Consider the following 12,365-nt stretch of genomic DNA (forward strand, 5'->3'; position numbering starts at 1 on the left):
GACGGACCTTGCCGAGTACGGCACGGGCCGTCCCCAGTGTCTTCAGAACGACCAGCCCGCCGCCACATAAGCCTGACCGCGCTGCGGCAGCTGGGCCAGCACCGAGGCGGACGGTCCGCCGTAGCGCCGCAGGCCGGCATCGATGCGCAGGCGGTCGCCCTGCCAGCCCAGCGAGGCGGTCCAGACCTGGCCCCCATCGGCCGGGTGGTACAGGCAATCCAAGGCCGGCGTCCAGCCTTCATGGTCCCAGGACAGTCGCAGAAACAGATTACGTTGCTGCAGGCTGCTGCCACCGCCGAAGCCCTGGGCCTGCCAGGCCAGATTGCCAGCCAGCGCCTGGGCCGGTGCCCTGCCGGCCAGCCCGAGCAGCTGGGCGCCGCGAGCGTTCCAGGTGCCCCAGTCCTGGCTGCTCGCGGCATTGCCGTCGAACCAGGCCTCGGCCAGCACGCTGATGCGGCTCTCGCCCGTCCAGCTCAGGCCGACCAGGGCCTGCGTGACGTTGCTGCGCATACCGGAGACCCAGGGCGCGCTGCGCGCCAGGCCGCTGGCCGAGCTGTCTGCCAGCAGCGCGTCGGCGCGTTGCGCATGGCGCAGCGATCCATGCAGCTCCAGCGACTCGGTCGCCACCCAGGCCAGCGCCGCGCCGACGCTGGCGCCCGTGTGCTCGCCCCAGCGGGCGAAGCCGTGAGCATCAAGCCCGCCTATGCGCTTGTAGACGCGGCCGGCCAGCGCTTGCTCGTCGCCGTTGCGTTCGTGGTCGCGGTGGTTCGGGTTGACCCAGACCAGGGACCAGGCGGTGTCGGCATCGAAATACTCGACCGAGACCAGCGGCCGGCCCCGCACCTGGCTGGACAGCAGCGTGCGGCGCTCCTCCTGGGCGACCACGTCATTGGGGCGGAAGGCATAGCCGACGTCCCAGCTGACAAGCTTGCGGCCGGCACTGAACTGCCACAGGCCCAAGGCGCCGGAGGCGTATAGCTCGTTGACGACGCCCGTGCTGCGGCCGGGCAGACCCTCGGCCTTCTCCTGGCGCAGCGCCACGGCGGCATTGAGCCAGCGCCACTGGCCACGCAGCTCGGCGTCCAGGGCCAGCACATCGGCTGGTGCGGCCGCGGTGCCGGGCTGCAGGGCATTGGCGGCGGCCACAGGGCCTCGGGCATTGACCGATTTGTCCTCGACGCGGGCGCGCAGCTGGCCGCTGACATCCTGGGCCTGTGCCGCGAGCGCCAGCAGGCCTGCGGCAACGGCCGCCAGCAAGGGCTTGACCTTCATCATCAGTCCAGACTCGGGTTGCGGGCCAGGAACATCGGGTTCAGCCAGTTCTCGGGCACGGTGCGCGGCTGGCGCGAGACGTAGCGGATGCGCGTCTCCTTCTTGTTGCTGAGCTGGTCTTGCAGCACCATCTCGGTGACCAGGGACTGTGCCTTGTCCATGACGAAGCGGGCCTGCTTGGCCAGCTTGTCGGACTGCACATACAGATCGGCCTTGATCGGCTCGTGCCGGGCCTTGCCCAGCCACAGCTCGATGCGCTGGTAGCTGACGCTCTTGCGGCTGGCCGTGAGGCTCAGGTGCAGGCAGGGGGCGTCGCCACACTTCTCCTCTCCGACCAGGGTGCCGGTGTAGTCCTCCGACCAGGACAGCGTGGCAATGTCGCCGGTCGAGGCATCGCCCAGCAGCTTCTGCATCGGCGTGATGCGCATCGGCCGCTGGCTGCCGGGCATCAGCAGCCAGAAGTCATCCCCCAGCATCAAGACCTTCTGGCCCTTCTCGGCCGGGCTCTGCATCAGCACCAGCGACTGGTGCCTGGCCTGCACGAAGACCGTGTAGCGGCGCTCCTTCTCCTGGCTGCCGTCGGCACCATGCAGGGTGACCAGGCTTTCGACCTGCATATTGACGTCGCTGCCATTGCGGAAGCGGTCGGCGGCCTTGAGCAGGGCGCTGACGTCCTGGGCCTGGGTGGCAGCGCTCAGCAGGGCGAGAGCGATGGAGGCGAATGTGGTTTTCATGGTGTTCTCTCAGGTGTGGGCAAGGGCATCGACCACCGGCTTGTGCACGGTCTTGCGGGCCACCAGGGCCGAGGCCAGCATCACCAGCAGCAGCATGGCCAGCAGGGTGGCGGCATAGACGGTCGGGTCGATCGCGATGCTCAGCGGATAGCCGTCCGAGCGGCCGGGCGGCGGCGGCATCTGCACCGGGAACAGGTACAGCAGCACGCTGACGCCCAGCGCCATGACGGCGCCGAGCAACGCACCTCCACCGCCCAGCACCATGCCCTCCAGCGCCAGGCTGCGCAGCAGCTGGCCGGGCAGGGTGCCTAGGGCGCGCAGCGTGCCGATCTCGCGGGTGCGTTCGATGATGGCCATGGCCATTGCATTGGTGACGACGAAGACGACGATCAGGAAGATGATCAGGCCCAGGGCGCCGAAGATGCGGTCGTAGAGTTCGCGCACGCTTTTGTAGAAGAAGGCCTGGTCCTGCCAGTTCTGCACCTTCAGTTCCGGCAGGGCCGCAGCCACGCGGGCCTGGGCACCGGGTGTGGCCTCCATGCTGCGCAGGAACACGCCCAGGCTGCTGACGCCCTGCTTGTTGAGCAGCTTCTGCGCCGTCAGCACATCGGTATAGACCAGGCGCTTGTCCATGTCCGGGATGCCGGTCGAGAACACGCCACGCACGCGCACATCGAGCGCATTCAGCGCGCCATCGGCCGTGCTGGACAGCAGGGTCAGGCTGGTGCCGGGCTCGGCCTTCAGGCTGCGTGCCAGGCCTTCACCCAGCATCACCTCGGCGGTGGCCTCCTTGCCGCTGACCAGGGCCTCGCCGGCCTTGATCTTCAGGAACGGGCCCTTGACGGCGAACTCGCTGTCCGGGTCGACGCCGACGGCCATCATCACGGTGGACTTGTCGCCATTGCTGATCAGCCCGCTGAAGTCCACCCGGGGCAAGACCTGGCGCACGTCGGGGTCGGCCAGCAGTTGGGCCGTCAGCGCCGCGGCATTGTCCAGGCCGTGCTGCAGCGGCGTGTCCTCGTCCCTGCTGAACTGCTCGGGCTTGGCCACGATCAGATGGCCGGTGCTGCGCGCCGCCATCTGGGCCAGGCCCTGGTAGGTGGACAGCGCAAAACCGCTGGCCAGCAGGATGGCGGCGGTGCCTAAAGCGGCGATGGACACCGTTACCAGCGAGCGGCGGCGGTTGCGCAGGGCGTTCTGCCAGGCAAATTTGAGCCAGCGCAAGTTGTTCATGCGGCTTCTCCGAGGGCGGTGAGTTCGGGGTGGGTGATGCGGCCATCCAGCAAGGCCACGATGCGGTCGCAGCGCCGCGTCAGCCGCCCGTCATGCGTGGCGATGACGAAGGCCGCGCCCTGGCCATGGGCCAGCTCGCGCATCAGGTCCAGCACCTGGTCGGCGGTGACCGAGTCCAGGCTGGCCGTCGGTTCATCGGCAATCACCAGCTTCGGCCGTTTCACCAGCGCGCGGGCAATCGCCACGCGCTGGCGCTGGCCGCCGGAGAGGGCGTCGGGCCGGTGTTTCGCATGCTCAAGCAGGCCGACGGCGCGCAGGGCCTCGCCCACCCGATCATTGCGCTCTTTCGTCGGCACGCCAGCCAGGAACAACGGGTAGTCCACGTTCTCGGCCACCGTCATCACCGGCACCAGATTGAAGTTCTGGAAGATGAAGCCGATGGCGTCGCGGCGCAGCAGGGTCGAGCCGGTCTCGTCACTGGCATCGACGGGTTTGCCCTGCAACAGGATTTCGCCGCTGTCGGGCGCGTCGATCAGCCCGCAGAGGTTCAGGATCGTCGACTTGCCGCTGCCCGAGGGGCCGGTCAGCGCCAGCAGCTCGCCGGCACGCACCTGCAGGTCTATGCCCTGCAGCGCCGGCACGATGTGCTCACCCAGGCGGTAGGTCTTGTGCACGCCGCGCATTTCGATGACCACGGGCTTGATCATGACTGCAACGCCTTCAGCTGAGCGCCGGCCTGGGCGGCCTGAGGCGCCTTGCGCTCGGTCACCATCTGATAGAACTTGCGGGCGTCTTCGGGCCGCTTGTCCTGCTCCGCCCACTTGGCGGCGCGCATCCACACGGCGCCCTGGAAGGGCAGCGGCGCCTGGGCAAACTGCGGGCTGGCCAGCAGCTCACCGAACAGCTTGGCGCCGCGCGGGCCGCGGTTGAACATGGACGGCAGGGCCAGGAAAGTGTTGATGGCGGTGAAGCGTGTTTCCAGGCTGGCAGCAACCTGGCCGGGCGCGGGCACATCATGCTGGGGCTGCAGCAGCACCAGGGCCTTGTCCAGCCAGGCCAGGCCGTCCTCGACGTGGCTCATCTTCTTCCAGGGCAGCATGGTGGTGGTGGCGCGCAGCGTCGTGGCCGCGCCCAGATAGGCCATCAGCACCGGGTTGCCCGGTTCGGCCTTGAGCAGGGCTGTGTAGGTCTCGACGGACTTTTCGATCGCATCCGAGTCGCCCTTGGCCGCGGCCTGGAACTGGGCTTGAGCGGCCTGCAGCTGGGCCTCGGGCGCGGCCAGGCTGAGGCTGCAGGCAAGCGCCAGACTCAGGGCGAGCAGGGTGTGGGTGACGTGGCGGCGGTTCTGATTCATGGAGGCTCCTCTGGCGACAGGGTTGGATCAATCAACCCCGTCAGGCTAGAGAAGCGGCCCCGGCGCCGCAGCCGCTTTGCGACCCGCGACCGGCCGCAGGCGCGAAACGACATCGATGCGGCGCGAAATGCGGGTGCTTAAATGAACGCTTGCAGCTTGGCGGCGATGAGGCGCCACCGCGCTTCGCCGGCCTCGGCCAGCCAAGCCAGCGGCGCCCAGCGCACGGCATGGACCTCATCCAGCTGGGCCTGCAGCGCAATGGAGTCGTCGGCCCGGGCCAGGTAAAGGAAGTCATGGTGCCAATGGGCCGCCTCGCCCTTGCGCGGGTTGGCGGCGATCGCGTGGCTGTCGATGTCTATAGGCATGGCGCCTAACGGCCCCAGTGCCAGGCGCTCGACGGCGGACACGCCGGTTTCCTCTGCCACCTCCCGGCAGGCCGAGGCCCACAGATCCTGCCCCGGCTCGACATGGCCGCCGGGTTGCAGCCAGCGGCCGATGATGCGGTGGTGTATCAGCAGCAGCTTGCTGTGGTCGGCGCTGAGCACCAGAGCGCTGGCGGTGATGTGGCCGCGCATGGTCGTCCGGGCGAAGATGTCTTCGCCGGCGGGGTCGAGCAGTTGTGCCTGCAGGGCGGTCAGGCGCTGGAACTCGTCCGGGAAGTGGGCCAGGTAACGGGTCAGTTCCTGCTGAGCGGCGTAACGCATCTAAACCGTCATCCCGCCCGACACCTCAAGCACCGCCCCGTTCACATAGGAGGCCTCGTCACTGGCCAGGAAGGCATAGACGTTGGCGATCTCCTCGGGCTTGCCCAGGCGTCGCAGCGGCACCTGCTCGCGCATATGGTCCAGCACCTTGTCGGGGATGGTCGAGAGTATCGGTGTCTCCACAAAACCCGGCGCCACCGCATTGACGCGCACGCCCTTGGGGCCCAGCTCGCGGGCCCAGGTCTTGGTGAAGCCGATCACGCCGAACTTGGATGCGGCGTAATTGGTCTGGCCGAAGTTGCCGTAGATGCCCACCACCGAGCTGGCATTGAGGATCACGCCCGCGCCCTGCGCGACCATCGTGTCGGCCACCGCCTGGGCGCAATGAAAGACACCGCGCAGATTGACGTCGATGACGGCGTCGAACTGCTCCAGGGTCATCTTCTGCAGCCGTGCGTCCTTGGTGATGCCGGCGTTGTTGACCAATACGTCGATGCGGCCGAACTGTGCCTTGACGGAGGCCACCATCGCATCGACCTGCTCGCGGTCGGTCACGTTCAGCGGATGGCCCTGGGCCTGGGCGCCTGTGGCTCTCAGCTGGGCCACCGCCTCGGCCACGGCCGCGACCTTGACGTCGCAGGCGATCACGATCGCGCCTTCGGCGGCGAATTTCAGCGCGGTGGCCAGGCCTATGCCCTGGGCGGCACCGGTGATGATGCAAACCTTGTTCTGGAGTCTCATGGATTCAGATGTAGAAATTGAAGTACGGAAGGAAGTTGGGTCTCGAAGTCGCTGAGCCCATGGTCGCTGCCTTCCAGCAGCAGCACCTGGCATTGCTGGTAGCGTGCCCACATCTCGCGCCAGTCCAGCACCTCGTCGCCCTTGGCAATGACGGCGAAGTAGCGTTCGGGGCGGGTCAGGGTCGGCGGCGTCAGCGCGCGCAGCTCGGCGACGAATTCGGGGCGAAAAAAGAAGTGCTCGTTCGGGTCATGCCAGGCGGTCTGCTCGCCGATATGGCGTGACAAATCACGCGCCGGATCGACGGCCGGGTTCAGCAACACGGCCGGACAGCCCATTTCCTCGGCCAGCACGGTGGCATAGAAGCCGCCGAGCGAGCTGCCCATCACCGCCATGCGCTCGCGCGGCCAGTCGGCCAGGAGATTGCGCACCAGGCACAGCGCCTCGGCCGGCGAGGGCGGCAGTTGCGGGCAGAGCCACTGCAGCTCGGGGCGCTGCTCAAGCACCCAACGTGCCATGCGCTGCGCCTTGGCCGAGCGGGGTGAGGAGCGAAAGCCGTGCAGGTACAGCAGATGGGTGATGGTGGGCATGGGCGCCAAGTCTAAGGCGCTAGCCTCGCGCTCGCAGACCGCACAAATGCCCCGGGGTTTTCCCTTGTTGGCCGACGAACTGGGGATTTCTGGGTACTAATGGCGGTCCGAGCGCGTTGACGCCGGGCCAATGGGCGCGGCACAGTCATGCTTTTGAGCGCGACGTACGCACTCCGTCTGAGAGCCGGGCCACGAGCCAGGCTTTCTTTTTTTCGGGCACCCAAGCACTGGACCTCATGAGCGTGAAATCTGCTGTTTCTTCGAACCCCCTGAACCTGTCGCTATTGGCTGCTGCCGTGACGCTGCTGTACGGCTGTGCCGCACCGGCGGCCAAGGAAGGTGATGCGGCCAAGGCGGCCGCGCCAGGCGCTTCGGCACCCACGGCGGCGAACAGCTTCACGCCGATGGCCAAGGGTGCCGTGCCGCCGGCCGGTGCTGCCTCCGGTGCGGCTCCCGGTGCCCCGCGCCCCCCGGCCGACCCGACCGCCCCCAAACCCTTTGCCGATGTGATCAAGGACGCCAAGGTGCAGCAGGGCCTGTTCCCGATCTGGCGCAAGGACGAAAAGGTCTGGATCGAGATCCCGAAGGCGCAGCTGAACAAGCCCTTTCTGTTCAGCGTCAACATCGCCAACTCGGTGGGCGAGCGTGGCCTCTATGCCAGCCAGATGGGCACCGACCATATGGCCGAGTTCCGCAAGATCGGCAACCAGCTGCAGCTGATGGCACTGAACACCAAGTTCCGTGCCGTCGCCGACCAGGGCTCCAAGCGTGCCATTGACCAGGCCTTCTCGCCCAGCCTCCTGGGCGCCGGCCCGGTGGCCAGTGCCGAGCATCCGGAGCGCAAGTCGGTGTTGGTCGATGCTGCCTTCCTGCTCAGCGACATTCCGGGCTACTCCACCCGGCTGGAGATGGCCTACCGCCTGCCCTACGGCCTGGACCGCTCCAATTCCTTTATCGAGACGGCGCGGGCCGACGAGCGCCTGAGCACCCTGACTGCGCGCGTGCACTTCGCCACACCGCGCATTCCGGCGCCGCCACTGGTGCCAACGCCCAGCCCGGTGCCCACGCCCACGCCACCGCAGGCCACGCCGGACCCGCGCAGCCTGTTCGTCAGCTATGTCTACAACTTCGCGCAGCTGCCCGAAACACCGATGGCGGTGCGCAAGGTCGACCCGCGCCTGGGCCATTTCGCCGAGTCCTTCACCGACCTCGGTGGTGACTTGAAGGCGAATCCCCGCGTGCACTATGTGCAGCGCTGGCGCCTGGAGAAGAAGGACCCGGCGGCGGAACTGTCCGAGCCGGTGACGCCCATCACCTACTGGATGGACAAGAACATCCCGGTGCGCTACCGCGCGTCGGTGGAGGCCGGCATCCTGGAGTGGAACAAGGCCTTCGAGAAGATTGGCTTCAAGAATGCCGTGGTCGCCAGGCAGCAGGCCGACGATGCCGATTGGGACAATATGGACGCCGGCCATGCGTCGATACGCTGGTTCGTCGGCGCCGACGTCGGCTTTGCCATCGGCCCCAGCCATACCGATCCGCGCACCGGCGAGATACTGGACGCCGACATCGGCATGAGCGATGTGTTCGCGCGTGGCTCGCGCCGCTTCCTGGTCGAGGATGTGGGCATGAGCAGCGAGCAGCGTCTGGCACAGATGACGGCCGGCTGGCGCGATGGCCAGGGCGCGGCCGTTTGCAGCTACGCCAAGGAGGCTGCGGCCGAGATGGACTTTGCGCTCGATGTGCTCGAAGCCCGTGGCGACATCGCACCCGATGGTCCCGAGGCCGAGGCCTTTGTGCAGGCGGTGATCAAGGACACCATCATGCATGAGGTGGGTCACACGCTGGGCCTGAAGCACAACTTCAAGGCCAGCACCACCATCACGCAAAAGCAGCTGCAGGACCGGGCCTTCACCGATGCCAAGGGCATATCAGGCTCGGTGATGGACTACAACGCCTACAACCTGGCGCTCAAGGGCGAGGCGCAGGGCAACTACAACTCCACCACGCTGGGCCCCTACGACTACTGGGCGATCGAGTACGCGTACAAGCCGCTGGAGCCGGCCGCGGAAGCCGCCGAACTGGGCAAAATTGCCGCCCGCAGCACCGAGCCGGCGCTGGCCTATGGCGATGATGCCGATGCCGGCGGCTTCGGCCCCTACGATGGCATGGACCCGCTGGCGAACCGCTTCGACCTGGGCGACGACCCGCTGGCCTACTTCAAGAAGCGTCTGAAGCTGTCGCAGGAGCTGTGGGAGCGGGTGCAGGACCGCAAGCCGCTGGCCACCGACGATCCGCTGCGCCAGCGTCGTGCGCTGATGGGCGGCTTCAATCAGCTGTTCCGCGCCGCCGAACTGGTGGGCAAGTATGTGGGTGGCATGCATGCGCTGCGCGATCTGCCCGGTTCGACCGGCCGTGCCAGCTACAGGCCGGTGGAGCCGGTGAAGCAGCGCGAGGCCTTGCAGTTCCTGGCCACGGGGCTGTTCAGCGTGGACAGCTTCCGCTTCCGTCCGGAGTTTCTGTCCGGCCTGACGGTGGACTACAACGAGTGGGACCGTGGTGGCCCGCTGGACGTGCCGGCCGCCGTGGCGCGCATCCAGATCGTTGCAATGGACCGCTTGCTGAGCCCCAACACGGCCCGCCGCCTGCTGGACCTGCCCGGCTATGTGGCGCCGGGCGAGCGCAAGGGCATGATCTCGCTGAGCGAGGTCTATGCCACGGTGCAGGGTACGGTCTGGTCCGAGTTGAAGAGCGGCACCGAGATCGACCGCATCCGCCGCAATCTGCAGCGCGAACATCTGAAGCGCTTGCAGGCGGTGCTGACCCGCGCGCCGGCCAGCCTGCCGCCCGACGCACTGAGCCTGGCCCGTCTGCATGCCGTCGAGCTGCAGGGCCAGCTGCGCGCGGCCGTGGCCAAGGGCGGCCTCTCGGTCGAAAGCCGCGCCCATCTGGCCGACAGCCTGGGCCAACTGACCGAAGCGCTGCGCGCGACCATGCAGCGTAGCTGATCGCGAAAGTGACCCCGGTCCAGCGCTTCAGGCGCTGGGCCGGGTCCAGAGCCAAATGCCTACCGCCAGGCCAATGGCCATTGGTAGAAAGTGCCAGGGGCCGGGCAATGTGAACCAGCCGCCCACGGCGCTGATCAGCAGCAGCAGGGTGGCGGCCCGTTTGGCGCTCAGTGGCACGGCGCCGCGGGCGCGCCAGGCGCGCAGGCTGGGGCCGTAGCGGGGGTGGCTCAGCAGGCGCTGCTCCCACTCGGGGTGCGCGCGGGCAAAACACCAGGCGGCCAGCAGCAGAAAGGGCGTGGTTGGCAGCAGCGGCAGGAAGGCGCCGATCACGCCCAACACCACGCAGGCCAGGCCCAGGGCCTTGAGCAGCAGCTTGCGGGCGGCCATGTGCAGGAAAGGTCTGCTCAGCCGCGCTCGGCCAGTGCCTTCAACAGCCTGGCATGGATGCCGCCAAACCCGCCATTGCTCATGCACAGCACCTGATCGCCGGGCCTGGCGGCCTTGACCACGGCCTGCACCAGGCTGTCGATATCGGGGCAGACCACCGCCTGCCTGCCCATGGGGGCGAGGGCCTCCCCGGCGTCCCAAGCGAGCTGGCCCTGGTGGCAGAAGGCGATATCGCATTCCTCCAGCGCCCAGGGCAGCTGGGCCTTCATGGCGCCCAGCTTCATGGTGTTGGTGCGCGGCTCGAACACGGCCAGGATGCGCGTCTCCAGGCCGACCTTGCGGCGCAGGCCGTCGATGGTGGTGCGCATCGCCGTCGGGTGGTGGGCAAAGTCGTCATAGACCTTGACGCCACCGGCCTCGCCGCTGAGTTCCATGCGTCGGCGCACATTCTCGAACGTCCCCAGGGCCTGGGCGGCCACCTCGGGCGCCACACCCACATGCTCGGCCGCGGCGATCGCCGCCAGCGCGTTCAGCTGGTTGTGCTCGCCCAGCAGCGGCCAGTCCACATGGGCGACCTTGAGGCTGCCGCGCAGCACGTCGAAGCTTTGTGGTTCGCCGCGGGCGCGCAGGGCGCCGGGCTCTTCCTTGCGCGGGCCGAAGCGCACCAGCTCGCTCCAGCAGCCGCGGGTCAGTACGCGCTGCAGGGCCTCTTCGCGGGCGTTGACGACCAGGCGGCCGCTGGCCGGCACGGTGCGTATCAGGTGGTGGAACTGGGTCTCGATCGCCGCCAGGTCGGCGAAGATGTCGGCATGGTCGAACTCCAGGTTGTTGAGGATCGCCGTGCGCGGCCGGTAGTGGACGAACTTGCTGCGCTTGTCGAAGAACGCGGTGTCGTACTCATCGGCTTCGATAACGAATGGGGCGCCTTCACCCAAGCGCGCCGAGACGCCGAAGTTCTGCGGCACGCCGCCAACCAGAAAGCCGGGCTTGAGCCCGGCCTGATCCAGTATCCAGGCCAGCATCGAGGTCACGCTGGTCTTGCCGTGCGTGCCGGCCACGGCCAGCACATGGCGGCCCTGCAGCACATGCTCGGCCAGCCATTGCGGGCCGCTGGTGTAGGGCAGGCCGGCGTCGAGAATGGCCTCCATCAGCGGGAACTTCTCGCCGCGGGTGACCAGGTTGCCGATCACGAACAGATCGGGCTGGAGCTCCAGCTGTTCCGGGCCGAAGCCCTCGATGAGCTCAATGCCCAGCGCGCGCAGCTGGTCGCTCATCGGGGGGTAGACATTGGCGTCGCAGCCGGTGACCCGGTGACCGGCCTCGCGGGCCAGGGCGGCCAGGCCGCCCATGAAGGTGCCGCAGATACCTAGGATGTGAATATGCATGGCGGCATTGTAGGAGCGTGGTCCGCCGTGCCTGGCCTCGCCGCCGTGGTAGTTTTGCGCATGGCCTCGCTGATCTCCCACCCCTATGCCTACCCGCTGCTGGAGGCCCTGCACATCGTCGGCATTGCGCTGCTGCTGGGCAGCCTGGTGCTGTTCGAGCTGCGTGTCTGGGGCGCGGCGGCCGAGCTGCCGGCGGCCCCGCTGGCGCGGCTGGCCCTGACTCTTTCGCTGGCCGGTTTCGGCCTGGCGGTAGCGACCGGGCTGACCATGTTCGGCACCCAGCCGGGCGAGCTGATCGCCAACCGCGCGTTTGTGCTGAAGATGGGCCTGCTGATGCTGGCCGGCCTGAACGCCGCCGCCTTTCACTCGCGCGGCGGCCTGGCCAAGATGGATGGCGTCGCGCGGGCGCAGACCCTGCTGTCACTGGGTCTTTGGCTTGCGGTCATCATCTGCGGTCGCTGGATCGCCTATGTCTGAGGAACGCTCATGAACCGTCGCCATTGCTTGATGTCCGCCGGCCTGACCTTGCTGCTGCCGCGGGCCGTCCTGGCTCACCACGGCTGGAGCAGCTTCGACCAGAATCGCCCGATCTGGCTGGAAGGCAAGGCCGCCAAGGTGGCCTGGCGCAATCCGCATGTCGAGCTCGAGCTGGCGCTGGACCCGGAGCTGAAGCTGCCGGCCGACCTTGCCAGCCGCCCGTTGCCGGCCCAGAGCGCAGGCGTTGACGGCGCTCGGCTGCTGGCCGCCGCCACCCTGCCGATGCGGCGCGACCGGCTCTGGCAGATCGAGCTGGCGCCGCTGACCCGCATGCAGGCCTGGAAGGTCGAGGAGATCAAGCCCGGCACCCCGCTGGGCCTGCTCGGCTTCACCTTCTCCGGCGAAAAGGGCGATGCGGTCCTGCGCGTCGAATACCTGTTCGTTGCCGGCAAGACCTACGGCCTGCGCTCCTCGCCTGCCTGA

At 67.9% G+C, this 12,365-nt stretch carries 13 protein-coding genes; 3 read left to right on the forward strand and 10 right to left on the reverse strand.

The annotated features are described in order from the left end of the window. Nucleotides 1–42: 42 nt before the first annotated feature. The 8 genes from DES47_RS12720 to DES47_RS12755 all read right to left on the reverse strand — a co-directional run bounded on the left by DES47_RS12720 (nt 43) and on the right by DES47_RS12755 (nt 6,625). Nucleotides 43–1,275, reverse strand: coding sequence for a hypothetical protein (locus DES47_RS12720; RefSeq protein WP_133701083.1), 1,233 nt, complete (start codon nt 1,273–1,275; stop codon nt 43–45). Continuing rightward, entirely contained in the window at nt 1,275–2,006 is a 732-nt protein-coding gene (locus tag DES47_RS12725) for an outer membrane lipoprotein-sorting protein (protein ID WP_133701084.1), read from the reverse strand. Before DES47_RS12725 ends, DES47_RS12720 begins: the two co-directional genes overlap by 1 nt. A 9-nt stretch (nt 2,007–2,015) precedes the next feature. After that, entirely contained in the window at nt 2,016–3,239 is a 1,224-nt protein-coding gene (locus DES47_RS12730; RefSeq protein WP_208114986.1) for an ABC transporter permease, read from the reverse strand. Continuing rightward, the gene (locus tag DES47_RS12735) at nt 3,236–3,946 is read right to left on the reverse strand and encodes an ABC transporter ATP-binding protein (RefSeq protein WP_133701085.1); all 711 of its coding nucleotides are present in this window, start codon (nt 3,944–3,946) and stop codon (nt 3,236–3,238) included. The genes DES47_RS12730 and DES47_RS12735 overlap by 4 nt, the downstream gene beginning before the upstream one ends. Continuing rightward, complete coding sequence (locus tag DES47_RS12740) at nt 3,943–4,593, reverse strand: hypothetical protein (protein ID WP_133701086.1); 651 nt, start codon at nt 4,591–4,593, stop codon at nt 3,943–3,945. The genes DES47_RS12735 and DES47_RS12740 overlap by 4 nt, the downstream gene beginning before the upstream one ends. Nucleotides 4,594–4,730: 137 nt before the next feature. After that, nucleotides 4,731–5,297, reverse strand: a complete 567-nt coding sequence (locus DES47_RS12745) for an NUDIX hydrolase (RefSeq protein WP_133701087.1) — start codon at nt 5,295–5,297, stop codon at nt 4,731–4,733. After that, nucleotides 5,298–6,038 (reverse strand): 3-oxoacyl-ACP reductase FabG, encoded by a 741-nt coding sequence (gene fabG, locus DES47_RS12750; protein WP_133701088.1) that lies wholly within the window; start codon nt 6,036–6,038, stop codon nt 5,298–5,300. It lies immediately after the preceding gene. Next, nucleotides 6,035–6,625, reverse strand: coding sequence for a YqiA/YcfP family alpha/beta fold hydrolase (locus DES47_RS12755; protein WP_133701089.1), 591 nt, complete (start codon nt 6,623–6,625; stop codon nt 6,035–6,037). The genes fabG and DES47_RS12755 overlap by 4 nt, the downstream gene beginning before the upstream one ends. Before the next feature lie 236 nt (nt 6,626–6,861). Between DES47_RS12755 and DES47_RS12760 the strand changes: the two genes are divergently transcribed. Further along, complete coding sequence (locus DES47_RS12760; RefSeq protein ID WP_133701090.1) at nt 6,862–9,633, forward strand: zinc-dependent metalloprotease; 2,772 nt, start codon at nt 6,862–6,864, stop codon at nt 9,631–9,633. Nucleotides 9,634–9,660: 27 nt separating this feature from the next. On the opposite strand, the gene DES47_RS12765 is transcribed toward DES47_RS12760, so the two are convergent. Continuing rightward, the gene (locus DES47_RS12765) at nt 9,661–10,020 is read right to left on the reverse strand and encodes a YbaN family protein (RefSeq protein ID WP_133701091.1); all 360 of its coding nucleotides are present in this window, start codon (nt 10,018–10,020) and stop codon (nt 9,661–9,663) included. Nucleotides 10,021–10,037: 17 nt separating this feature from the next. Further along, nucleotides 10,038–11,405, reverse strand: a complete 1,368-nt coding sequence (gene mpl / locus DES47_RS12770; protein WP_133701092.1) for a UDP-N-acetylmuramate:L-alanyl-gamma-D-glutamyl-meso-diaminopimelate ligase — start codon at nt 11,403–11,405, stop codon at nt 10,038–10,040. A gap of 60 nt (nt 11,406–11,465) precedes the next feature. Between mpl and DES47_RS12775 the strand changes: the two genes are divergently transcribed. Next, nucleotides 11,466–11,882, forward strand: coding sequence for a hypothetical protein (locus DES47_RS12775; protein ID WP_133701557.1), 417 nt, complete (start codon nt 11,466–11,468; stop codon nt 11,880–11,882). Between the two features lie 9 nt (nt 11,883–11,891). After that, nucleotides 11,892–12,365: a DUF6152 family protein gene (locus DES47_RS12780; protein ID WP_208114987.1), complete on the forward strand. Its 474-nt coding sequence runs from the start codon at nt 11,892–11,894 to the stop codon at nt 12,363–12,365.

It is taken from the genome of Roseateles toxinivorans, assembly GCF_004362525.1.
GTDB lineage: Bacteria > Pseudomonadota > Gammaproteobacteria > Burkholderiales > Burkholderiaceae_C > Paucibacter > Paucibacter toxinivorans.

Excerpts from the sequence above, each read along its gene's own strand:
- DES47_RS12735 (WP_133701085.1), bottom strand. The coding sequence starts at position 3,946 with ATGATCAAGCCCGTGGTCATCGAAATGCGCGGCGTGCACAAGACCTAC.
- DES47_RS12760 (WP_133701090.1), top strand. The coding sequence starts at position 6,862 with ATGAGCGTGAAATCTGCTGTTTCTTCGAACCCCCTGAACCTGTCGCTA.
- mpl (WP_133701092.1), bottom strand. The coding sequence starts at position 11,405 with ATGCATATTCACATCCTAGGTATCTGCGGCACCTTCATGGGCGGCCTG.
- DES47_RS12765 (WP_133701091.1), bottom strand. The coding sequence starts at position 10,020 with ATGGCCGCCCGCAAGCTGCTGCTCAAGGCCCTGGGCCTGGCCTGCGTG.
- DES47_RS12775 (WP_133701557.1), top strand. The coding sequence starts at position 11,466 with ATGGCCTCGCTGATCTCCCACCCCTATGCCTACCCGCTGCTGGAGGCC.
- DES47_RS12755 (WP_133701089.1), bottom strand. The coding sequence starts at position 6,625 with ATGCCCACCATCACCCATCTGCTGTACCTGCACGGCTTTCGCTCCTCA.
- DES47_RS12740 (WP_133701086.1), bottom strand. The coding sequence starts at position 4,593 with ATGAATCAGAACCGCCGCCACGTCACCCACACCCTGCTCGCCCTGAGT.
- DES47_RS12780 (WP_208114987.1), top strand. The coding sequence starts at position 11,892 with ATGAACCGTCGCCATTGCTTGATGTCCGCCGGCCTGACCTTGCTGCTG.
- DES47_RS12725 (WP_133701084.1), bottom strand. The coding sequence starts at position 2,006 with ATGAAAACCACATTCGCCTCCATCGCTCTCGCCCTGCTGAGCGCTGCC.
- DES47_RS12720 (WP_133701083.1), bottom strand. The coding sequence starts at position 1,275 with ATGATGAAGGTCAAGCCCTTGCTGGCGGCCGTTGCCGCAGGCCTGCTG.
- fabG (WP_133701088.1), bottom strand. The coding sequence starts at position 6,038 with ATGAGACTCCAGAACAAGGTTTGCATCATCACCGGTGCCGCCCAGGGC.
- DES47_RS12745 (WP_133701087.1), bottom strand. The coding sequence starts at position 5,297 with ATGCGTTACGCCGCTCAGCAGGAACTGACCCGTTACCTGGCCCACTTC.
- DES47_RS12730 (WP_208114986.1), bottom strand. The coding sequence starts at position 3,239 with ATGAACAACTTGCGCTGGCTCAAATTTGCCTGGCAGAACGCCCTGCGC.